Source organism: Pigmentiphaga sp. NML080357 (assembly GCF_002188465.1).
In the GTDB taxonomy this organism is placed as follows: Bacteria; Pseudomonadota; Gammaproteobacteria; order Burkholderiales; family Burkholderiaceae_B; genus Pigmentiphaga.
Genome location: NZ_NINW01000036.1, coordinates 50219 through 70944, shown reverse-complemented (window position 1 = coordinate 70944; position 20726 = coordinate 50219). Strand labels below are relative to the sequence as shown.

The following is a 20726-nucleotide window of genomic DNA, read 5'->3' as shown; positions in this document are numbered from 1 at the left end:
GCGCTGCCATACGCGCAAACCGCCGACGACTACGAGAAGCTGCTGCCTTGGAACATGGCCACTCCGGCACAACCTGCCTAACACCGACAGGCCACCCGCACCAGAACGCTGCTCACTGAGCGCTTACCCTCATTTCATGGGTGCCGTCGTGCTGGAGCCACAGAAAAAAACTGGATTGTTAGGCGTGGAACGTCACCACATCATCGACGGTCAGCAGCGACTGACGACGATGCAGTATGTGTTGACTGCACTAACCCTCGCTCTACGAGAATGGGGGCAACCGACGTTCCAGCCGATCATAGAGGCGTGCTTGCGCAACGGAAACCCGGAGACGATGGAGGACCGCGAGGTCGAAGCCTTCAAGTTGTGGCCGACCTTTCGAGATCGGGAGCCGTATGTTCGGGCGATGACTGCCACTTCGCTGGAGGAACTTCGTGAGCGCTTTCCAGCGAGCTTCACGCAGACCGGAAACCTTCGAAAAATCGGTGTTGATCATCCGCCCGCCTTAGAGGCAATCGTTTTTTTTCGCGGAGCGATGGTTGAATGGGCAAATGAGCATAAAGATCAAGCGATCGAAGCAATCGCGATGGCACTGGCAACGGCCACTCTGACCGATCTTTCCATCGTGTGCATCTCCCTCGGCGAAGAGGACGACGCCCAGGTCATTTTCGAGACCCTCAACGGGCATGGCGCCGAGTTGCATGCCACCGATCTGATTCGCAATTTCATCTTCATGCGTGCCGGTACCAACGCAGATGATCTCTACGCCAATCTGTGGTGCCAATTTGAGTCTCCGCTATGGTCTGAGTCGCAGTCGAGGGGACGTCTAAGCCGCCCGAGATTGGAGTGGTTCGTACAGACCGCCGTTCAGGCGGAAACCGGTGACGAGATAGATATTGGCCGCCTATATGCTGGATATCGGCGCTTCGTTGACAACTCAGCGACATTGCGTGATGCGGATGCGCAGTTAGGCATGCTCAACAGGCACGCCGAACATTACCGTGCCTTGGTCACAGGTACCGGCGATTTACCCATCGGTGTATTTGGTCGCCGCATCGGTGTGTGGGATGCATCACCTGTGCATGCTTTAGCCCTCAGAGTGGCCGCGTCCTCTCTGTCCGTGGACGAGCAGTGCGAGATATTCGATTGCGTCGAGTCCTACCTGGTGCGCCGAGCTATATGTGGGCTCACTCGCAAGAACTACAACAAGGTCTTCGCTCAGCAATTAAAGAAACTCCAATCAGGCGAACTAAGTGCAACTGCATTCCGTGCCACATTGGCGGAGGGGACGGGAGAAATCTCCCGCTGGCCCCGCGATGAAGAATTCCGTCGCCATTGGCTGAATGGTGATGTCTACCCGGGAAGGCTCGATGCGGGAAAGTTGCGAGCAATCTTCCACCGTCTGGAAACGGCCATGCGCTCCGAAAAGAGCGAGGAGCGTGTCCCGTTGGCTTTGGATACGCTGGACATTGACCACATCTTGCCCCAGACATGGCATACGTACTGGCAGCTTCCAGACGGTACACATGCGACGGCCAACGATGTATCCCAGGCTCGTATCCTTCAATATGCCCCGGATAACCTTGATGAGCGATCGAAATTGATTCTTGCGCGAGAGGCCGCTGTACCGCGCTTGGGAAATCTTACGCTCGTCCACTATGGCGTGAATCGTGCGCTTCAGAACCATGCGTATGCGCAAAAGCGCCAAGCTTTGTTCAACCACTCAAACCTGCAGCTCAATCGCGAGTTGATGCAACGAGATCAATGGGATGAGGATGCAATTCTCAAGCGGGGTGAAATGCTATTTGAAGTTGCTCGAACTTTGTGGGCCGGCCCCGATTCATAAGCCAAGCAAAAGACAATTAGGAAGGCTGGGGACAGTTGGTCCCCGGCCGAAGACAAGCGCACCACCCGTGGCTTGCTTGAGCACCTTAGGCCGTCGTCAAAGCCATTCGCTGCGTCAGCAATCTCACCCGGCCCGTTTCGTGGCTGGGGCCGGCATCCTCTGGCGTGCATCCACACACAAAGGGAACCCGTTGTTTCGCCGGCGGGCACCGGCACCGAATACCGTCGACCACAAGCGGTCTCCTGGCACCTCGCAGCCATGCGGGCCAAGGCGTCAGGAGACCGCTCGTGGATGGACGGAACAACCTGGATCAACGGAACCGCGTTGCGCGCGATTCGACGGAGCAATGACCTTCTCGCCCTGCAAGCCGTGATTGGCCTGTGCAGGACGCGCACACCGTTGCAGAAGGGAACGCGCGCTGGGGAGTCCCGCGGGGCGCGGGAGGTTTGCCCCGCCGTCCGCAAGAGCCGGCGTGGCAGAGGGAGACGTGGGCGTCAGTTCGCCTTGGGGCGCCGACGCGGCGTGCTGGATGTGCGGCCGAACGTACGGTTGGATGCGCCGCGCTTGCCTGCCGCGGCGCCTTCGACCGGCTGCGTGCCCTTGCAGTCCGGGTAGCGGCTGCAAGACCAGAACGCGCCGCTCTTGCCACTGCGCTGGCGCATCCGTGAACCGCACTGCGGGCAGCTCGGCGCGGGCGGCAGCTTGAGTCCCAGCGTGGCGCCGCGGTACTGCTGCACGAGTTGGGCGACCCAGCCCGATTGCTTGGCGATGAAGGTGTCCAGTGTCATCTGGCCGGCCTCGATCATGTCCAGTGCCTGCTCCCACACCGCCGTGGTGCCGGGGTCGGCGATGGCCGAGGGCACCGCGTCGATGAGCGTGAATGCCGCGTCGGAAGCGCGGACGGCACGGCCTTTCTTGACCAGGTAGCCGCGACCGATCAGACCGTTGATGATGTTGGCGCGTGTCGCCTCGGTGCCGATGCCGGTGGTATCTCGCAGCTTCTGTTTCAGGCGCGGGTCAGTCACGAGCTTGGCGACACCCTTCATGGCCTTGACCAACTCGCCCTGCGTGTATGGCTTGGGCGGCAGCGTCTTCAACGCCTTCAGTTCGACTTGGCCGACCTGGCAGGCGGCGCCAGCCTGCAGCGCCGGCAACACCTGTCCGCGCTGTGCATCCTCACCGTCACCGTCCTCGGGTTCCGGCGCCGCCAGCACCTGGCGCCATCCGGTCACCGCGATCTGCTTGCCGACCGCCACCAGCGACTGCCCGTCGCACGTGAGCTGCGCCACCGTCCGGTCGAACTCGTGATGCGGCAGGAACTGCGCGAGGTAGCGGGCGCGGATCAGCCGGTAGACGGCCAGCTCCTTGTCGCTCATCGCCGAGAGGTTCGCCGGTTCCAGCGTGGGAATGATGCCGTGGTGCGCCGTGACCTTGCCGTCATTCCAGGCCCGAGAACGCTGTTGGCGATCCAGGCGCTCGATCAGCGGCCACAGGCTGGGGTCGGTCTTGACCAGGCTGTCGAGTACGGTCGGTACCTCGGCCAGCATGCTCTCGGGCAGGTAGCCCGAATCCGAGCGCGGATACGTTGTCGCCTTGTGCGTCTCGTACAGCGCCTGGGCAATGTCCAGCGTCTCCTGCACGTCGAGGCCCAACTGCTTGGAGCACACCTCCTGCAGCGTGCCCAGGTCGAACGGCAGCGGCGGTGCCTCGCGCACGCGCTCGGTGTCCACCGACACAACCTGTGCATCGCGTGCCGCGCGAATGCGATCCGCAGCCTGCTGCGCCACCGGCTGCTGAAGGCAGCGACCCGTTGCATCCGTGCTGCCTTCGGGCGGTATCCAACTCGCGGTGAAGGACTGGCCGGCACGGGATAGCAGCACGTCCACGGCCCAATACGGCACGGAGACGAAGCGCGCGATCTCGCGATCACGATCCACCACCAACTTCAGTGTCGGCGTCTGCACGCGCCCCACCGACAGCACGCCGGTATAGCCGGCCTGGCGCCCCAGCAGGGTGAACAAGCGGCTCAGGTTCATCCCGATCAGCCAGTCGGCGCGCGATCGGGCGAGTGCGGAGAAATACAGCGGCAACGTCTCGGCCGACGGCTTGAGCGCACCCAGCGCCTTGCGGATCGACGCATCGTTGAGCGCCGACAGCCACAGGCGCTGAATCGGCCCGCGGTAGCCGCACAGGTCGATGATCTCGCGGGCGATCATCTCGCCCTCGCGGTCGGCGTCGGTGGCGATCACGAGCTCGCCCGCCTTGGCGACGAGTTGCTGCACGACCTTGAATTGCGCTGCGGTCGCTGCCTTGGGCTCGACACGCCAACGCTCAGGAAGAATGGGCAGTTGCTCGATGGCCCAGCGCTTGTATTGATCGCCGTAGCCTTCGGGCGGAACCGCCTCCACCAGATGACCGATGCACCAGGTCACGACGACACCGGCGCCGCTGTAGCAGCCGTTGCCGCGTTGGCCGGCACCCAGCACACGGGCGATGTCCTTGCCCTGGGACGGCTTCTCGCACAGGAACACGCGCATGAAGCCTCCTTGAAAATGTGCGGTTCGTCGGATGAGCGCCAGCTTGGCAGGGCCAGGAGATGCCGGCAGCAAGGAAGCCGATCGATGCAGACGCCGCTTTGTGATCGGCAGGCGGTCCGTTGCCGCAGCGGTGCGCATAGACCGCAGGAGCTGGCACAGCAAGAGCGTCGTTACGGGAGGGCGGCTGGAACTCTTTGGATGACCTTGGAGCTATCCCCTGGGGATAGCTCGCTGGTGCATCGCGGGCGTATGACGGTTGCTACAGCCGCCCTCGGGGGAACGGCGATGGGCGAATTACTGTCCGCCGGCCGGCTTGGCGCTGAGCGCCACCGACTCGATGCGGTACGGCAGGATGCCCACGCGCCGCGCCTCGACCTTGAAAGTCACGCGCTCGTTCTCGTCGGCGTCCTCCCATTCGTCGCGCACGGTGCGGCCCTCGACCAGCACCCGCATGCCTTTCTGGTACAGCGTCTTCCAGTGCTCGGCGTCGCGGTGCCACAGCTCCACGGGCGCCCAGAATCCGCCGCGATCTTCGTACTCGCCGTCCTTCTTCGGGATCGGGTTGTCGAAGTAGACGTTCAGGCGAAGCAGCCGGCGCGGCTCGTCGTTGCCGTTCGGAAATTCGCGGTAGTCCGGCGCAGAACCGATGTTGCCCTCGCCGACGAAGTGCGTGCTCATGGTGACTCCTTGGTGGTGGGTGGAACGGACGCGGCATGCCCGTGGACGCGCCGCAGGTAAGCCGCTTCGGCCTGCGCGGCCTTGTTGGCGCATTCCAGGGCTTGGCGAGCGATGCTGTGGGTCAGGCTGATCTGCATGTTCAGCACGATGCGCTGCAGTTCCATCGCGTACAGTTCGTCGATCAACGAGGCCGGCGTCGCGGGGTTGGCCAGCAGGGCCTCCCACAACGCCACGCCCATGGAGGAACGGTCGAGGTTGCGCCAGCGCAGGAAGGTCGTCCCTGCACCAGTGGCCTGCTGGGCCAGTTGCACGTCGAGCAGGCTGAAGGGGTAGGTGCGCGCCTGGGGCAGCACGCGCCGCTGCGCCAGGCCAATCACGTCGTCGCGCAGCGCTGTGCACTGGCTGGCCCAGGTCTCCAGACTCCCCTTACCCTTAAAAGGCTGTAAAAGGCCTTTTAGGTAGCCTGCGTGTTCCAGCCGCTGGAAGTCCGCCTGTTCCAGCGCCACGAAGCGCGTGGAATGGCTGATGGGGACCGATGCCGTCATGCGTCAGCACCCTCATTACCCGTCGCTGGATTGGCTGCGCCATCCGTGTGAGCCGTCGCATCGGGCTCGATGGCGGGCGCAGCAGGCGGCGTGCCGGGCTTGGTCGTCCGCCGCGCGATCGGTGGCGCGAAGCGCGAGCGGCGCGTGCCTTCCAGCACGTCCTGCGGCAACTCGCCGAACTTCTCCAGCGCCGCCCGCGCCGCGGCGTTCTTCGCCGCGAAGTCGTCGCGCGTCGTGCCCGAGTAGCGGTACTGCTGGGCCAGCGAGAACAGGCTGCGCAGCGCGTGCGCGCCATCATTGAGCCAGCGCTCCAAGGTGCTGCGGTCAATCAGCGCCGTGTGGTGCGCCAGGATGAGTTTGCGTGCCAGGTCGTCGTAGTCGGCCAGCAGATACACCGCCATGAAGCCGAGCTGGGCGTTCACGAACAGCGGCAGCTTCACCGGCTGCACGTTCATGTTCTCGCCCAGCGACAGCGCCGGGGGCACGTCGGCCAAGGCCTGATCCACCTGTTCGCGCAGGGTCTGCAGACGGGTCTTGGTGTCGGCGAGTTTGTCCTCGATCCGCAACATCCACCAGTCCGAGTACGGATCGTCCTGCTCGGCGCCGCGCTTCATCTTGTTCATCGCACTGATGAAGCCGTTGAGTCCGATGATGCCGGCGCGCCCCTCGGTCGGCGCACGGCCGTGCCAGATGCGCGAAGCGTGGTGCGTGTGCAGCGTCAGCGACATCGCGCTGCGCAGCGACCCGAGATTCAGTTGCAGGGGTTCATTGGCCATGGGTGACGACTCGCATTAACGGAACGAGTCGCCAGCATCGGCACCGCCCGGAAGGCCGTCAGTCAACAAACCGCAATCGGCGTGCGCCCGGTTTGTCGGTGGCGGGAAGGCTGGCTGTCCCAGCTATCCCCTGGGGATAGCCTCGCGGCGGGTAGCGACGGCAAGCGCCGCCTGCTGTCCCAACTGTGCAATGAAACCTTCGAGTTGGCCGTCGGCAACATCGGCATGGCGGCCGGCGGCGATGTCGGCCCAGCCCATGCAAGCTGCTTCCTGCAGCGCCTTGAGTTTGGCTGCTTCAGGCTCCTTGGCATTCATGGTGAATCTCCAGTGAGGAAAAACCGCCTTCACTCCTGTGCCGGCGGCCACTGCTGCGCGGCGTGCAACACGCGCAGGATGGACACCGCGCGGGTGTCCTCCATGTAGACCACCACGTAGTTCGCACGCACGACCATCTCCCGCGTGCCGGCCACGCGGCCAGGCCGGTAGAGCTTCGGGCGCTCCGGCAGCTTCGCGGCCTTGGCCTCGATGTCGTCCTTCAACCGCTGCGCGGCATCGGGGTTGTCGTCCGAGATGTAGTCAACAATCGCCAGCAGGTCGGCGCGGGCAGCTTCCCGCCACTCAAGTACGCGCACGCCGCTTCCTGTCGATCAGGGCCTGCGCCTCGTCCATGACCTGCTGGTGCGGCACCGGCGGCCGTGTGTCGGCCAGCGCCTCCTGGACCTTCGCCCGGAACCAGGCATCGTAGGCCTCCGGGTCGGCCGTGAGGCCAGCCGGCAGCGCGCCTTCCTTGACCACACGGGTCAGCAGGATGCGCACGGCGTCCGAAACGGTGAGGCCGACCCCGGCGAGCTTCTCGGTGGCATCGGCCTTGAGCTTATCGTCCACACGGATGTGCAGCATCGAAGTCTGTGCGGCCATCGTTGCTTCTCCTGTTATGCATTAGCCCCTATTTTGTATCTCAATTGAGACCTTGGCAAGGGTGCAGCCGGATCGACCCGCCGGAAGGCTCCCTGTCCCAGCTATCCCCTGGGGATAGCTCGGCCGGTCACGGGTCGCGCAGGGCCGCCCGCAGCCGCGCCAAGTGGGCGCGCGCCACTTCGGGGGATACCGGCGGTGCCGATGGCGCCGGTGCCGACGCAGGTGGACGGGAAGCAGGCGGCACCGTGGCGCTGTCGCCCGCCCAGGCCTTGAACTCCCCACGGATCGCCTTCTGGATGATGCCAAACAGGTAGCCGGCGGGATTGCGCACCGTGCTGCCGCCACTGCGCGCCGCCCACTCGTCGAGCACCGCCTGGCGCTGCGCTTCGTCCACTTGCTGCAGGGCCACCAGCGCACCGGCCTGTTGCTCGTCCTTCAGGCGCAGGAAGCGCTCGGGTAGCCGCAGGTTCTGCAAGGCCCTCGCGCGCGGTACTGTACGTACTTCTTTATTTATACGATTCATACGTACTGTACGGTCCTCCTTCGGAATCCGAAGATGGCCGTCCTGCGCGGGTTCCAGCCCTGCTTCGGATTCCGAAGACGGGCGCACGCCATTCCGAAGAAGGGCTTCCTCGCCGTCTTCGGATTCGTGGTCGGCACCCTCCTGTGGATAACTTGGCGTCGTCCAGCCATGCCGCGCCATGCGCTGCGCCAGCACCTGCGATCGGGTCGGCAGCGTGCGCCCGCTGAGCAGCGGGTCTTCGGCGATCTCCCGCAGCGTGTTCATGCCTACGACCTGCACCGCCTTCGCCGCGTGCGTGAGCGCCTGGCTCACCAGACCCAGGTAGTCCGGGTCGAGCTGCATCGCCTCGAAGGGTGACAGCGGTTCGTCGTGCAGCACATAGAGGTTGCCTTGGATGCGGCCGGTCTTCGGGTCGCGCCGTCGTCGCACCAGGCTCAGCCAGCGCGTCAGCCGCAGCAGCGTCAGGGCGCGCGCCACGGTCTCGTGCGATGCCTGCGCCGCGCAGGGCATCGAGGCCAGGTAGGGGCGCAATTGGTCGTAGGTGGGAAAGGCGGTCACGCCGTCGTCGTTGATCTGCAGGCGAAACACCTGCCAGGCGTTGCGCTCCAGCGGCGTCAGGCGCCGGTCGAGGAACAGTCGGCGCGGCACGCTCTCATGGCGGTTGCCGCTGTAGAGGAAACCGTCGGCGGCCGGCGCCGTGCCCTGCGCCGGTTCCTTCGGCTCAAGGTGCCGCAGCGCCTCGTCGAACAACGCCGACAGCGCAACGGGGCCTTCGCGCCGTGGTGCGCCGCCCGTGGTCATGGCCTACACCAGCCCCTGGTCGATCCAGTTGCGTATCGCCGACCAGATCACCGACATGGGCAGGGTCATGGTCTCGGCCAGGTCCATGGTCAGCGCCAGCATCGCCATGTCGTCGGTCAGGGCGACATGGCGCTCGGCGACGCCGGCCTTCCAGCGCTCCCACAAGGCCACGTCCTGCGCCTCGTCGAGTACCGGATGCCGGCCCTTGCGCTTGGGCAACCCGAGGATGTTGCGGCGCAGCGCCACTTCCTGATGCGTGAGGCCGTAGAACTTGCTGACCATCTCCGTGCTCGCCCCCAGGCGCAGCATGCGGTCCACCGTGGCGATCTCCCGCTCCACGTCGTGCACCTGGCTCAGCAGCCGCTTCAACACTTCCCGGTTCACCGACACCGAACACCACGACACCGTGGCATTCACCAGCATGCTCACGAGTTCGGGGTGCTTCAGCGCATCCAGTTCCTCCTCGCCGAAGCCTATGGCCTTGCAGCGGCGCAACTGGCCGTTGCGCAGGTCATGCAGGGCCTGGGCGATCACGGCCTGGTTGAGTGGGTGCGGTGCCGACATGCGGGAGCCTCCTGCGCTCAGGAATCCTGGCTCGCTACGCCGGCTTCCAGATCCAGCAGCCGGCGCGCCAGGCGCAGCAGACGGAACAGCTTCACCAGCGCAGCATCGCTCAGGCGTGTGGCCGAGCCGCCGTGGCCATGCAGCAGCGCCGCCAGCTCGTCGGCCAGCCGCGCGCGGTCCAATCCGTTCGCGGAGGGCGGAGCCGCACTCAGCACATGCAGCAGGGTCAGCACCGCCCGCGCGAACGCCGGCAACGCCTTCGCCTGGCCCACGGACGGCGCCACGCAGACGAAGCCGATGCCGCCGACGCTGGCCTCGATGTGGTCGGCGACGGCCGCTTCCTCGCCGATTTCGCGCGCGAACTGCGCGATGTGCACGCGCAGGCGATCCGGCGCGTCCAGCCCCGGCTCGACGTACCAGACGTCCGAGATGGGATAGAGCCCGCCGACCTGTACGGGGATCGCACGCAGCGCATCGGCCTCGAAGTCGGGCAGCTTGTCGCCAAGCTGGTCGGCGACCATCCGCTGGATGGACTGCAGGCGCTCGGTGGTCGGTGCCGGTGTCACGATGTGCGCTTGCAGGCGCTCGTCGCGTGGTCCTCGCTGGTCTTCCGGCGCTTTGGACGATGCAGGCGCTGTCGCTGCTGGCGCCGGAGGCGCGACCGGCGTGGTGTCGCGCGGTACGGACGACCCGGATGGCTGCTGAGGCGCTGAGACCGGTGCGGAAGTAGCAGCAGGCACGACAGGCGCTGCCGGAGGCGTCAGCGCCGCCGGTTCGCTGGTCAGCGCACGCTGGCGGCTTTCGCTGTCGTCGATCTCCAGCGCCAGCGTGTCGTAGTCCGTCTCCAGCAGCTCGGCCATCTGGCCGACCAGCTCGTCCTGCACCCGCTGCGGCGAGAAGTCGTCCGGCTGCGTGTCGAACTGCGTCAGCACATCCTGAAACAGCGTGGCAAAGTCCACGGCGACGGTGCGGCCCAGCGCACGCCGCTCCCAGGTGCGCTCGCACGCCTTGCGCAGTACCGCGAGCCGGTCCACCTGATGTCGTCCCAGGCCGCCGTAGAGCAGGTTCGGTATCGCCGGCAGCAGATAGCGCACCGCATCGTTCATGCGGCTGATGTGTGACTGCGGCACCGGATAGCCGTCGGCTGTCAGCCGTCGCGCGAGTTCGCTCTGTGACAGCGCCTGACCGCTTTCCTGCTCGTAGAACTCGCGCGCCTTCTCGATGCCCAGGGCGCGCTCGATGAAGGTCAGCCCGCCGCGCACTTCGTTCTCGGCCAGGTGTCCGGTCAACGCCACGATTTCGCCGCGCGCCGGCCATGGGCGGAACAGGCACGCGATCCGGAAGAAGCGGTCTTCCTTGGTTTCGCTCCACAGTTCGCGCAGGATGGCGAGCCGCGTATTGCCACCGTTCCTGATGATGTAGTGCGCCTCGCCCGGCCGGCGGGTGATCGCCGGCGGCGCGTCCAGCCCGCGTTCGCGGATCGACGCCTTGATTTCCTCGTAGGCCGGGTTGCGCGTCACGCGCGGGTCATGTTCATAGGGGCGCAGCTCGTCCAGCGTCACCACCATCGGTGTGTCGGCAATGGGGTCGGTCAAGGCCGCGGCCGAAGAACCGCTGCGTTCGAAGCCCTTGGCCAGCAGCTTGGCGGCCATGTCCTGCGGCGTCGGCTCAGCCATCGCTGCTCTCCCGAGATGCCGTCAGTGCCTGTCGATCAGCGCGGCGAAGCTGCGCGCGAGCGTTGCGGCTAGCGCGGTGATCGCTTGCAGTCGAGCTGGTATAGATCGCGGCGCAGCCGGGCTTGGTGAACATAAGGTGCCCGCCGCGCGTGCGTTTCACGTGCCAGCCTTCGCCCAGCGCGAACTCGATCAGCGCGCGCAGCCGCGCATGGCCGCGGGCCAGTTCATGCGTGTTCGCCATGACTGGCTCCCCCTGCGCGGCCTCTGCCGGTAACGCACGCAAAGCGTTCCCGCCATGCCGGGAACAGCTCGCCAGCCAGCGCACGCATCGTCTCCAACGCCGCAGGCGCAGTGCGGCCCACCGGCTGCCGGTACTCGACGCGATGCACTGGCAGTCCCCGTGTTGCGGCACGTGGGTAGGCTTCGATGGCCGGGACGTCGGTGTTCAGGACCTGTATGCCAGCGTGCGCCTGGAACACTTGTCGCAGGGCCTGCTGGATCAATCGGGCGTTCGACGAAACCGGATGCACACGGTTGATGAGCAAGCGCAGCTGTGGCGGCTTGATGCCGAGGTGCCGATACGGAGCGATGTCCTCGATCAGTTGCAGTGTGCCGCGCCTCAGCTCACGCGCCGCCAGGATTTCCGGCGTCACCGGTGACAGCGCCAGACTGGAGGCCAGTACCGCCATCTCCAGCAGCACACTGCGCGCGCCCTGGGTGTCGATCAGCAGCAGGTCGTAGTGCGACGCCAGCGCGGGGAGCAGGTGACGCAGGCGCAGCCGGCCGTCGGGCGCGTGCAGCAGCAGTGTGTTCAGTTCGCCGCGATGGTCGTTCGACACCACCAGGTCGAGACCCGCCACAGCGGTCTGCGAAGCCAATTGCTCGATACGCTGCTCGTTGAAGGCCAGCATCTCGTAGATGCCGGCAGGCGCACGCGTGCCGAGCGTGAAGTAGCTCGACAAAGTGGGCTGTACGTCCAGATCCAGCAGCAGCACGCGCAGTCCCGCATCGGCGATGAAGCCGCCCAAGTTCGCTGCGGTGGTCGTCTTGCCGACGCCACCCTTGGTCGAAATGATGGATACCACCTGCATAGAGCGACTCCTCGTGGAAGGAATTCCGGCGCAGCACGGGCTCACGCCCGTTCCCTGAGTCGATCGGTGATCCACTGATCGATCTCCACCGAATCCCAGCCGATGGCGCGTACCCCGAGGCGCAGGGGCTTGGGAAACTTGCCCTCCTTGATCAGGTTGTAGATGTGGGCGCGCTTGAAGCCGGTCTTGGCCTCGACTTCCGCGCGGCGCAGGATGCGGTGTTCGTTCGGCGTCGCGGTGGCGATGGTCTGGGCAGTCACGAGGGACACTCCTTGGCGCTGTGTAGCGGCGGTGATGGACGTGCCCCGTATTCAATAGCGCGGTTCCCGCGCAGTCACCGCAAGCGCAGGCTCGGCGTCTGCACTTGCAGTCAGCGGTCCTGGGTGGCGAGATGACGCCTGGCTGCCGAAAACTTCGCCCACAGCGTTCGCTCGCTGATCCCGGATTTGTCGCCGTAATGGGCAACCAGCGCACTGATGACCGATTCCAGCGTCTCGAAGGACGAATAGGGAACGCCATTGGGCGACTTGCCCAGCAGCAGGGTCAGAAGACCGCCAACGATGTTCAGGTAGGTGGACTCACTGCGGGCGCCCGGCATCCCAGAGCGCTTCTCGCGCTCCGTGCGCGCCTGGTGCTCCTGGCTGAGCGTCTGGAACTGGGCATAGAGCGAATCCCAGGCTTGCACCCTGTCGGCAAGCTGGAACTTCAACGCCTCGCGATCCATGACCAGCGCCTGCACGGCGTCGACACTGACGGCCGGATGCAGGTGACGCTCGAAGGCATCGAACAGGAAGGCCGGTCGCTGGTCGGGATAGAAGCGGATCATCCAGGCCTTCAGATCGACGTGGCGAATTGTGAGGCCGGGGTCATCGAGCAAGGCGGGGTCGTTGCTCGTGATGCCGTCCTTGCCGTAGGGAAGGTCGAGGTGCACCAGTGCGTCGTAGATCCGTTCCGCGTTCAGGCGAAGCTGTGGCCAGCGTGCCAGTTCGGGGTGCTCAGGCAAGCGGTTCATCCCCTTGGCGGCATCGAGGATGCGGCGCTCGAAACGCGACAGCCCCGCCCACTGGATGGCCGCCTCGATTGGGCGGTAGAAGACCTTGGCGTGGGCGCCGGAAGAAAATGACTTTCGCATGACTGCTCCCTGGTAACCGGATTCAGGACATCTGCTTCCCTCGTTGATTGGAATCGCTGCCGGGACGCGCCTTCACGGCGCGAGACGGTAGCGGCTTGGCTTGTGAGAAAGGCCGGAATGACGGATGTTCACCAGAGCAGCCGCCTGTCGATATGGCGCTTGTCCACCAGCACCGAGCCTCTGCGTGGCGGTATGCTTCAATGGGTTGACTGCCCATGGCGGGATGGCTCGATAACGAGGTTTTGCTACAGACGCCATCGCGGCGAAAGACGGATTCGGTCTTCTTGCGTTCGAGTCTGGGCGTTACCGGCGTGCAAGACAGCGACGGTCTATCAGCAGACGCAGTGCGGGCGGAAACAGGTGTGGCGATGCCGCCTCGACGGAGTGCGGCGAGGTTTTGGGCAAGACGCGGGAGGTCTGCCCCCAGATCGACAAAGCATGACGCCCCGTTTCTCCCACTCGTGCGTAGGAACCGTTTGGTGGCTCCTGCGAACAATCGAGCGGTGACGAGGTGAGATCACCTGTCGGATTTCATCCGGTCCTGGTAGCCCGGCGATACCTCCTGCGAACAGGGCCGCTCGCAATGGAGTAGCGCGGTTACCAGAACTGCAAGGGCAGGCATGGACTGGGTTGACCGACCCCCATTTTTGCGTTCAAATATGAACGCTTATTTGAAAAATAAGCTCATATTTGAGGTTCTAAAAGATGTCTTCTTCCGAGCAAAAGCGCTCTGGTGCGCAGGTGGCGATGCCGCAGCCCGTCGCGCGTGCGCTGCGCCGCCTGGGGCAGGACATCTCGGCGGCGCGGCGCATGCGCCGCCTGAGCCAGGAAGACCTGGCGCAGCGCATCGGCACGTCCCTGAGCACCGTCAGGCGCATGGAGGATGGTTATCCCGGCACCGCGCTGCACACCTTCCTGCGCGCGCTGCACGTGCTGGGCCGGCTCGATGACCTGGCCCAGGCGATGACCCTGGAGAACGATGCGCTCGGCATGGAACTGGTGCGGGAGCAGTTGCCGCAGCGGGTACGCACCTCTGCCGGCAGGAAGCGGCAGGCAGCACCCGTTGACAAAGGCGATGCGCCCGCGCCTGCCGATGACCTGGAGGGCTTCTGATGGCAACGCATCGGCCTGCGCGACGTCCGGACCTCGAAGTCCACTTGGGGGCAAGTGGCTTGGTCGTGGGGCGCCTGCACTTGGGCAGCGGCCGGCGCAGCGCGTTCAGCTACGACGAAGGCTGGCTGCAGGATGTCCGGTTCTTCACGCTGTCGCCCGATCTCCAGCCGGTGGCCGGCGTGCAGCATCCCCGTCAGGTGTTCTTCCTCGCGCTGGAGGACACCGCGCCCGACGCCTGGGGCGAGCGTGTGATCCGGCGCGCCCATGCGAAGCTGCGGCAGGAAGACCGCGACACGCCTGCACTGGACCCGGTGGACTTCGTGATGTGGGTGGACGACGAGGCGCGCGTCGGCGCGCTGCGCCTGTTCGATCCGCAATCTCGCGCCTACCTGCGCGCCGGCGGAGCGAACCGGCACGTACCGCCACTGGTGGAACTGGACAAGGTGCTGCACGCGGCCCGCGCCCTGGAGGACGGAACGGAAAGCGCGCAGGATCTGCGCTACCTGCTGGGGCAAGGCACGTCGCTGGGTGGTGCCAGGCCGAAGTCCACGGTGCGGGACATCGATGGACGCCTGGCGGTCGGCAAGTTTCCCAGCCAGGCGGATCGGCGCGACGTGATCCGGGGCGAAGTGTTGGCCATGCAACTGGCGGCCAAGGCCGGCATCCGGGTGGCGCCGGCGCGCGTGGAAGTGATCGGCGGCACGGCGGTCGCCGTCATCCGGCGTTTCGACCGCACCGACGACGGCGCTCGCATCCCCTACGTGTCGGCCGCGACGATGCTCCAGTCCGATGGCCGCGATGCGACGCATGCCTACACCGAACTGGTGGATGTGCTGCTTCAGTCGGGCGCCGATCCGATCGCTGACATCCATGAGTTGTGGCGCCGGCTGGTCTTCAACTTCCTGATCTGCAACACCGACGATCACCTGCGCAACACCGGCTTCCTGTACGACGCGCGCCAGCGCGGCTGGCGCCTGTCGCCGGCCTTCGATCTGAACCCGATGCCGGGCGACCGTCGAGAGAGCAAGACCTGGCTGACCGAGGACACAGGCGTCATCGACAGCCGTGACATGCTGATGGCCGCCGCGTCGTATTTCAGGCTGGATGCTGTGCAAGCGCAGGCGATCTGGAGTGAAGTGGCCCAGGCCGTGGCGGGCTGGCGCGCAGTGGCCCGGGGATTGGGCATGCGCGGTACCGACCTGCTGGATTTCGAGCCGGCGTTCGTCGAATCGACCACGCCCTGACGACATCGGCAGGACATACCGCTACGGCCGAGAATCGTCCTGGGCTGTTGTCGCCAACGCCGCGCATAGCCAGCGATAGCCGATGCGTTCCTGTTCCAGCCGCAGCTGTGGCCGGATTCGGTCATTACGCAAGTCGTCGTAGAGAGCTGCCTCCTCATCGACCAGTCGGGGCAAGGGCAACATATGGCGTTTGTCGAGGGGCTCCTCACCCCATTGGAGTGCGTGGGCCATCAGGGTAGAGCGGTCCATGAGGAACGAAGCGGCTAGCGGGAAATACTTGCGCAGGCTGTCCAGAATGGCAAAGCCATGGGTATCGATGTCTCCCCAATAGTGCAGAGAGGCGCGATGCAGCCAGTTGGCTCGGGCAAGCGCTCCCCAGCCATAGCCGGCACCGAACACGACGATGGCACCGGAGACCGGTGGGAACGCCAGGAAGTTCACCTCGTTTTCGGTGATGAAAACACGCTGCGCAGGCAGGGCGAGCGTGGCGAAGCTGTCCTCATCCAGGGTGATGTCGGTCAGTCCCGTGCAGCCGGGAAGCTGGAGCAGCTGCGGATCGAGCAAGCGCAGGCGGATGCGAACGGGCTTCTCCAGAAAGCCGTAGCGACGGGCAAACCCGGCCATCCCGGTTGCAGCAGGCTCGATGGCTTCAGTCGGCAAGGCCAGGTCCAGCCATTGGCCCAGTATGCCGCGATGCGCTTCGATGAACTTGCTGTCCACGCCCGGCGCGTCGACCTGCCGAAGATAGACGCCTGGGCGCGGATGGGCCTGCACCCAGGCTACCACGGCCAGCAGGCGCGGCCAGTGTTCGGCCAGTGCCAGGGTCTGCAACGGTGATCTGTGCAGCCATGGCAGCAGTGCGGGTTGCGCTTCGGCAGTTTGCTGCCAGAGTGCCTGGAACCGGCGGCCATCTCCGGTCTTGCCGATCATCGCCAGAGCGTCTTCCAGCGTATCGATCCAGAGTGTGTCCGGCAGGCGTTGCCGGCCCTGTACCCGGTGCGTCCACTCGCGCCACTCGATGCGCACGCGTGGCATGGCGCTGATATCGCGCACCCAGCCGCGCACGGCATCGAAACGGTTGCTGAGATCGGCAGCGGAAGGCGACTTGAGCGACAGCCGCAACGGCCAGCCCAGCGCGCCGTCACCGACCACGGCACGCAGCAACTCGCCGCGCTGCCACAGCCGTTCGATTTGCGCGCGAAGGTCGGCGGGCCGGCTCCATGTCATGCAGCGCCTCCCGTGGCGGCAGCCTTCTGTGCCCGGTATTCCTCGATGCTCAGGCTGCGCAGCCGCGACTCGCGGCCGCTTTCGTTGTGCACGAAGCCGACGCTGGACACGTAGGGCTCGATGATGTGGATCTTCTGCAGTGGCGTGATGATCAGCAGTTGCAGGTTGAGCTGGCGGAACAGTTCCAGCCCATACTGGGCCGACTCATCCGAGCCGCGCCCGAAGGCTTCGTCGATCACGACGAAACGGAACGAGCGCGAGCGCACCGCCCCCCATTCCAGGCCGAACTGGTAGGCCAGGCTGGCGGCCAGCACGGTATAGGCCAGCTTCTCCTTCTGCCCGCCGGATTTGCCGCCGGAGTCGGAATAGTGTTCGTGTTCGGCATCGTCCTCGCGCCAGCGCTCGCTGGCGGAAAACAGGAAGCCGTTGCGCACGTCGGTCACCTTCTGCATCCAGCGCCGGTCGACCTCGGCCAGCCCCTCGCGGCCGCGGAAGCGGTCGATGATGGCCTTGACCTGCAGGAACTTGGCCTCGGAATACTGCTCGTCTTCCGAGCCGCTCAGCGCGCCTTCTGTGCAGGCACGCAGATCCTGCAGGAAGTCGCGGATCTCCGCATCGGGGCTGGGTTGCGCCAGCAACCGGATGTAGCGTCCGGGGTTGTAGTCGATCACCTGCAAGGATTGGTTGATGGCATCGACCCGCTCCTTGATCGTTTCCCGCTCGCGCGCGAGCTGGGCGTTGAAGTTGGCGATCTCGTTGATGGTATTGACGTTGAGCAGCTCCTTGAAACGCGCCTCGAAGCGCGGCAGGTCGTCGCGCTGCAACTCGTTCATCAGGCGCTCGAACTCGGGCAGCGCGGCCAGGCTGATGTCGATCTCGGCGGTCTCTGCCTTGAAGGTCTCCTTGAAACCGCGCATGGCGTTGATGATGCGTTCGGTCAGGCGTGTCAGACGCTTGTCTTCGGCATCGATGCGCGCCTGCAAGCCGTTGCGCACGTCCTGTTCGCGGTTGTCGCAGGATTCCACCGTGAGCTGGTGGTCGCCCAGGACTTCGGCGCGCCAGCCCTCAAGGGTTTGCAGCAACTTGTCGTCAAGTGCGGCTTGCGCCTGGATTTCGAGAGCCTGTGCGTGCTGTGCCAAGGCAGTTTCGTGCTTGCTGCGGATTTCTCCGCGCTTGCCTTGGGCCTCGCCAAGATCGCCTTCGATCTCCTTCAGGCGTTCGACGACCTGCGCCAGTTGGCTTTCCAGTTCCCGCAGGGTATCGGAGGCCGCCTTGAGGCGGTCGCGTTCCTCGGTCAGACGGGCCATCTCGCGCGCCGGCGCCTGCCAGTCGATCTCGCTGTAGCGGGTGAAGACTTCGAGCTTGGCCAAGGCTTCCAGTTGCGCCTGGCATTGCCTGCGCAATCGCTGCGCGTCGGCAATGCGCAGACCGATATCGCCCATTCGCTGTTCCAGGCCCTCGCGTTCGTCACGCAAGGTGCGCAACTTGTCGGCGTTGCTCCAGCCCAGCACGTAGCGGCTGCGATCGTCGATGCGGCGGCGGTCGTCCTTTTCGTGGCGCCCGCTCGGGTCCTTGATCTGTCCGGCGCGGGTGATGGCGCGGGTCTCGCGGCGAAACTGCTCGGTGCTGTCGCAGCAGGCCAGGTCGAAGCGATGGTGCAGTTCGCGTTCCAGCCAGTCGTAGTGCGGCGTGTCGGGCTTGATGAGCAGCTTGCGCACCAGCGACTGGGGGTGCAGGCTGACGGCCTGCGTGGACTTGCGTGCACGCACGTGGAAGTACACCAGTCGCGTGCCAAGGTGCTGGCGCTCCACCCAATCGGCCACGTCCTTGTAGTGCGCATCCGGCACCAGCATGGACAGGCCGAAGCCATGCAGCAGGCGTTCGGCCGCGCCCTCCCAGTCGCGCTCGTCCTCGCGCACCTGGATCAGTTCACCGGCAAAGGGCAGGTCTTCCTCGGCGATGGACAAAGCGGCGCACAGGGCTTCGCGGATGCGCACCTGCGCCGCATCGATATTGCTTTTGCGACGCGCAAGGCTGTCGATCTCGTCGCTGAGCGCTTTGTGTTCTTCCTGACCCCGTCGCAGCGCATATCCGTCTTCATTGATCTGCGTATCGTGGTCCGCAATGCTTGTGCGCAGCGCTTCGGCGTGTTCTCCGATGGTGGATCTTTGTGTCATGAAAGCAGCTTCGTCTCCCGGCGCTGCTTCTCCAATGCGCGTCAATAGCGTGGTGTAGGCGTCCGCTTTCTCCTGCCGTTGCTGTTTCTCTGCCTCCTGCTGCTGAATGGCGGCAGCGAGTTGTTGCAGTCGGTCGCCGCCGTTCTCGCGCAGTGCGCCTTCGAGCTTCCCCTGCTCGATTCGGGCGTTGTCTCGTTGCTCTCCCAGTTGCTTGATGCGGGCATCCCAGCGCATCGCATCCTGAGTCAACAATTCCAGGCGCCTCTCCAGCAATGCTGCCTTCAAGCCGGCGAAGTATGGGCGCAGTGCATCGCGTCCTTCGCGCAGCGCCTGGATCTCGGCAGCTATCTGCCCGTGGCGACGGCCATCCTCCACCAGCGGCGTCAACAGCTCGATCTGGCGCTTGGCCTTGAGTACCGACTGGTGGGCGCGATCGAGGTCATCGAAATGGCCGAGCAGTGCCTCGACTCGGCTGCCCACGTCGAACGGTTCGAGCATGTGGCTGCGCACGAAGTCGGTCAGGTTGCCAACCGATTTCATGGAAACCGTCTGATGGAACAGTTCCAGCGCCTGCTCGTGCTCGATGCCGAAGCGGCGGCGGAACCAGGCGCCGTAGGGCGGGAAGCTGTCGTTCAGTTCGCAGCCCATCGCGCGCAACTTCTTGCGCAGGCCGTTGATGTCGCTGCCGAATCCGGAAAAGTGCTCGGTGATGGACAGTTCCCGCTCTACAGTCACGAACAAGCGCGCGGGCTGGCCCTGCGGTTCGCGAAACCAGAAGACTTGCGCCAACGTGACCGCCTGGCCGTAGCCTTCGTTGCGGAAGACACCCAGGATCACGCTGTAGCTGGTGGTGTCGCGCAGCGCCACCGGGCGAGCGCTGCCGGTGGCTTCGTTGCGTTCGCTCTTGTAGTGGCCCAGCACGTAGGATCGCAATGATCGCTCACGCGTTTCGGCGCCCGCGGCCTTGTTGTAGGCGATGCGGTGCGCTGGCACCAGCAGCGTGGTGACGGCATCGACCAGGGTGGATTTGCCCGAACCGATGTCGCCAGTGAGCAGGCCGTTGCGCCCATCGAGTTCATAGCGCCAGACGCGCCGGTCGAATGTGCCCCAGTTCAGGACTTCCAGCCGCTGCAGGCGAAAGCCGACGCGGCTGTCGTCGGCCACGAAATCGAGCTGCTGTGGCGAAAAATCGTTCATCGGCCGGCTTCCTTGTCGCGATCGCCACCTGACAACGCGGTGCGATAACCCTCCAGGCGCGCATCGAAGTCGGCCAGCCACTGCGCATCGACGAACGCCTTGAGGATGCGCCGCACCTCGTAGCGGGGTGCCTGCTGACTTGCACCGGCAGCGGGCTTGAGCTTGCGCAGATAGCCCAGTTCCACCACCTTGGTGATGGTCGAATCGACCTGGTCGATGAGGCGCGCCTCGTTGGTGCCGTCCGGCAGGAACACGCGCATCAGTTCGGCGATCTCCTCGCGCGACAGCACCAGCCGGGTATCGCCGCCGCCGGCGTCGGATTCGGCCAGGCGCTTGCGCAGCAAGGCCAGCATCAGGCTGACCGGATAGGACAGCGGCCGTCGTGCGATCAGGCGTGGCAGGCGAGGTGTGGCGTCCGCATGCTCCGGCTCCGGCTGGCTTTTGAGGAAGGCGTAGCCCTCGGCTTCGTCCAGCACCAGATCCAGCAACAACACCGCCGCCTGCTCCCGTACACGCGCCTGCAGGTTCAGCAGACTGGCCCATAGGCGCTCGTCGTCCTGGCGGTACAACACGCCTTTGAGCAAATGCACCATCAGTTGCGAGAGTTCCGCTACCACGGGCGGGCGCGATTCGGCACTGCCTTCTGGATCATCCTGATGCATATCGTTCATGGGTCTTTGC

Annotated in this window: 20 protein-coding genes; 3 read left to right on the top strand and 17 right to left on the bottom strand. The window is 65.1% G+C overall.

What is annotated here, in order from left to right:
* Positions 1–136 precede the first annotated feature (136 nt).
* Positions 137–1846 (top strand): DUF262 domain-containing protein, encoded by a 1710-nt coding sequence (locus tag CDO44_RS15215; protein ID WP_087781050.1) that lies wholly within the window; start codon positions 137–139, stop codon positions 1844–1846.
* A gap of 494 nt (positions 1847–2340) precedes the next feature.
* Here CDO44_RS15215 and CDO44_RS15205 read toward each other — a convergent pair whose 3' ends face one another.
* The 14 genes from CDO44_RS15205 to CDO44_RS15140 form a co-directional block, all read right to left on the bottom strand.
* The gene (locus CDO44_RS15205; protein WP_087781048.1) at positions 2341–4383 is read right to left on the bottom strand and encodes a DNA topoisomerase III; all 2043 of its coding nucleotides are present in this window, start codon (positions 4381–4383) and stop codon (positions 2341–2343) included.
* A 294-nt stretch (positions 4384–4677) separates the two neighbouring features.
* Positions 4678–5061 (bottom strand): single-stranded DNA-binding protein, encoded by a 384-nt coding sequence (locus tag CDO44_RS15200; RefSeq protein WP_004362284.1) that lies wholly within the window; start codon positions 5059–5061, stop codon positions 4678–4680.
* Positions 5058–5606 carry a DUF3158 family protein gene (locus CDO44_RS15195; protein ID WP_087781047.1) on the bottom strand — a complete coding sequence of 183 codons (549 nt, stop codon included), beginning with the start codon at positions 5604–5606 and terminating at the stop codon, positions 5058–5060. Before CDO44_RS15195 ends, CDO44_RS15200 begins: the two co-directional genes overlap by 4 nt.
* Entirely contained in the window at positions 5603–6382 is a 780-nt protein-coding gene (locus CDO44_RS15190) for a PFL_4669 family integrating conjugative element protein (protein WP_087781046.1), read from the bottom strand. The genes CDO44_RS15195 and CDO44_RS15190 overlap by 4 nt, the downstream gene beginning before the upstream one ends.
* A 123-nt stretch (positions 6383–6505) precedes the next feature.
* Positions 6506–6697: a hypothetical protein gene (locus CDO44_RS15185; RefSeq protein WP_027350501.1), complete on the bottom strand. Its 192-nt coding sequence runs from the start codon at positions 6695–6697 to the stop codon at positions 6506–6508.
* 29 nt (positions 6698–6726) lie between these two features.
* Complete coding sequence (locus CDO44_RS15180; RefSeq protein ID WP_087781045.1) at positions 6727–7014, bottom strand: type II toxin-antitoxin system RelE/ParE family toxin; 288 nt, start codon at positions 7012–7014, stop codon at positions 6727–6729.
* Entirely contained in the window at positions 7001–7300 is a 300-nt protein-coding gene (locus CDO44_RS15175) for a type II toxin-antitoxin system RelB/DinJ family antitoxin (protein ID WP_087781044.1), read from the bottom strand. The genes CDO44_RS15180 and CDO44_RS15175 overlap by 14 nt, the downstream gene beginning before the upstream one ends.
* Positions 7301–7427: 127 nt before the next feature.
* On the bottom strand, positions 7428–8624 hold the full coding sequence (locus CDO44_RS15170) for an STY4528 family pathogenicity island replication protein (protein WP_087781043.1): 1197 nt from the start codon (positions 8622–8624) through the stop codon (positions 7428–7430).
* Positions 8625–8627: 3 nt separating this feature from the next.
* A complete protein-coding gene (locus CDO44_RS15165) occupies positions 8628–9188 on the bottom strand; it encodes a DUF2857 domain-containing protein (RefSeq protein ID WP_087781042.1) in 561 nt (186 codons plus the stop codon).
* A gap of 17 nt (positions 9189–9205) precedes the next feature.
* A complete protein-coding gene (locus tag CDO44_RS15160) occupies positions 9206–10864 on the bottom strand; it encodes a ParB family protein (RefSeq protein WP_087781041.1) in 1659 nt (552 codons plus the stop codon).
* Positions 10857–11105 (bottom strand): hypothetical protein, encoded by a 249-nt coding sequence (locus CDO44_RS15155; protein WP_087781040.1) that lies wholly within the window; start codon positions 11103–11105, stop codon positions 10857–10859. The genes CDO44_RS15160 and CDO44_RS15155 overlap by 8 nt, the downstream gene beginning before the upstream one ends.
* The gene (locus CDO44_RS15150) at positions 11089–11955 is read right to left on the bottom strand and encodes a ParA family protein (RefSeq protein ID WP_087781039.1); all 867 of its coding nucleotides are present in this window, start codon (positions 11953–11955) and stop codon (positions 11089–11091) included. Before CDO44_RS15150 ends, CDO44_RS15155 begins: the two co-directional genes overlap by 17 nt.
* Before the next feature lie 41 nt (positions 11956–11996).
* Positions 11997–12215 carry an AlpA family transcriptional regulator gene (locus CDO44_RS15145; RefSeq protein WP_009461157.1) on the bottom strand — a complete coding sequence of 73 codons (219 nt, stop codon included), beginning with the start codon at positions 12213–12215 and terminating at the stop codon, positions 11997–11999.
* Positions 12216–12325: 110 nt separating this feature from the next.
* Complete coding sequence (locus tag CDO44_RS15140) at positions 12326–13087, bottom strand: hypothetical protein (RefSeq protein ID WP_087781038.1); 762 nt, start codon at positions 13085–13087, stop codon at positions 12326–12328.
* Positions 13088–13792: 705 nt separating this feature from the next.
* On the opposite strand from CDO44_RS15140, the gene CDO44_RS15135 reads away from it, so the two are divergent.
* Both CDO44_RS15135 and CDO44_RS15130 read left to right on the top strand, forming a co-directional pair.
* Positions 13793–14200: a helix-turn-helix domain-containing protein gene (locus CDO44_RS15135; protein ID WP_048939782.1), complete on the top strand. Its 408-nt coding sequence runs from the start codon at positions 13793–13795 to the stop codon at positions 14198–14200.
* Complete coding sequence (locus tag CDO44_RS15130) at positions 14200–15444, top strand: type II toxin-antitoxin system HipA family toxin (RefSeq protein ID WP_087781037.1); 1245 nt, start codon at positions 14200–14202, stop codon at positions 15442–15444. Before CDO44_RS15135 ends, CDO44_RS15130 begins: the two co-directional genes overlap by 1 nt.
* A 21-nt stretch (positions 15445–15465) precedes the next feature.
* Here the strand turns inward: CDO44_RS15130 and CDO44_RS15125 are convergent, their stop codons facing one another.
* The 3 genes from CDO44_RS15125 to CDO44_RS15115 are packed head-to-tail and all read right to left on the bottom strand — an operon-like array spanning position 15466 to position 20716.
* On the bottom strand, positions 15466–16671 hold the full coding sequence (locus CDO44_RS15125; protein ID WP_048939784.1) for a DUF3322 domain-containing protein: 1206 nt from the start codon (positions 16669–16671) through the stop codon (positions 15466–15468).
* On the bottom strand, positions 16668–20045 hold the full coding sequence (locus CDO44_RS15120) for an ATP-binding protein (RefSeq protein WP_087781036.1): 3378 nt from the start codon (positions 20043–20045) through the stop codon (positions 16668–16670). Before CDO44_RS15120 ends, CDO44_RS15125 begins: the two co-directional genes overlap by 4 nt.
* Entirely contained in the window at positions 20042–20716 is a 675-nt protein-coding gene (locus tag CDO44_RS15115; RefSeq protein WP_040436294.1) for a DUF4194 domain-containing protein, read from the bottom strand. Before CDO44_RS15115 ends, CDO44_RS15120 begins: the two co-directional genes overlap by 4 nt.
* Positions 20717–20726: the final 10 nt, after the last annotated feature.

Coding starts and splice junctions, on each gene's coding strand:
- CDO44_RS15215 (WP_087781050.1), top strand. CDS start 137: ATGGGTGCCGTCGTGCTGGAGCCACAGAAAAAAACTGGATTGTTAGGC.
- CDO44_RS15205 (WP_087781048.1), bottom strand. CDS start 4,383: ATGCGCGTGTTCCTGTGCGAGAAGCCGTCCCAGGGCAAGGACATCGCC.
- CDO44_RS15200 (WP_004362284.1), bottom strand. CDS start 5,061: ATGAGCACGCACTTCGTCGGCGAGGGCAACATCGGTTCTGCGCCGGAC.
- CDO44_RS15195 (WP_087781047.1), bottom strand. CDS start 5,606: ATGACGGCATCGGTCCCCATCAGCCATTCCACGCGCTTCGTGGCGCTG.
- CDO44_RS15190 (WP_087781046.1), bottom strand. CDS start 6,382: ATGGCCAATGAACCCCTGCAACTGAATCTCGGGTCGCTGCGCAGCGCG.
- CDO44_RS15185 (WP_027350501.1), bottom strand. CDS start 6,697: ATGAATGCCAAGGAGCCTGAAGCAGCCAAACTCAAGGCGCTGCAGGAA.
- CDO44_RS15175 (WP_087781044.1), bottom strand. CDS start 7,300: ATGGCCGCACAGACTTCGATGCTGCACATCCGTGTGGACGATAAGCTC.
- CDO44_RS15170 (WP_087781043.1), bottom strand. CDS start 8,624: ATGACCACGGGCGGCGCACCACGGCGCGAAGGCCCCGTTGCGCTGTCG.
- CDO44_RS15165 (WP_087781042.1), bottom strand. CDS start 9,188: ATGTCGGCACCGCACCCACTCAACCAGGCCGTGATCGCCCAGGCCCTG.
- CDO44_RS15160 (WP_087781041.1), bottom strand. CDS start 10,864: ATGGCTGAGCCGACGCCGCAGGACATGGCCGCCAAGCTGCTGGCCAAG.
- CDO44_RS15155 (WP_087781040.1), bottom strand. CDS start 11,105: ATGGCGAACACGCATGAACTGGCCCGCGGCCATGCGCGGCTGCGCGCG.
- CDO44_RS15150 (WP_087781039.1), bottom strand. CDS start 11,955: ATGCAGGTGGTATCCATCATTTCGACCAAGGGTGGCGTCGGCAAGACG.
- CDO44_RS15140 (WP_087781038.1), bottom strand. CDS start 13,087: ATGCGAAAGTCATTTTCTTCCGGCGCCCACGCCAAGGTCTTCTACCGC.
- CDO44_RS15135 (WP_048939782.1), top strand. CDS start 13,793: ATGTCTTCTTCCGAGCAAAAGCGCTCTGGTGCGCAGGTGGCGATGCCG.
- CDO44_RS15130 (WP_087781037.1), top strand. CDS start 14,200: ATGGCAACGCATCGGCCTGCGCGACGTCCGGACCTCGAAGTCCACTTG.
- CDO44_RS15125 (WP_048939784.1), bottom strand. CDS start 16,671: ATGACATGGAGCCGGCCCGCCGACCTTCGCGCGCAAATCGAACGGCTG.
- CDO44_RS15120 (WP_087781036.1), bottom strand. CDS start 20,045: ATGAACGATTTTTCGCCACAGCAGCTCGATTTCGTGGCCGACGACAGC.
- CDO44_RS15115 (WP_040436294.1), bottom strand. CDS start 20,716: ATGAACGATATGCATCAGGATGATCCAGAAGGCAGTGCCGAATCGCGC.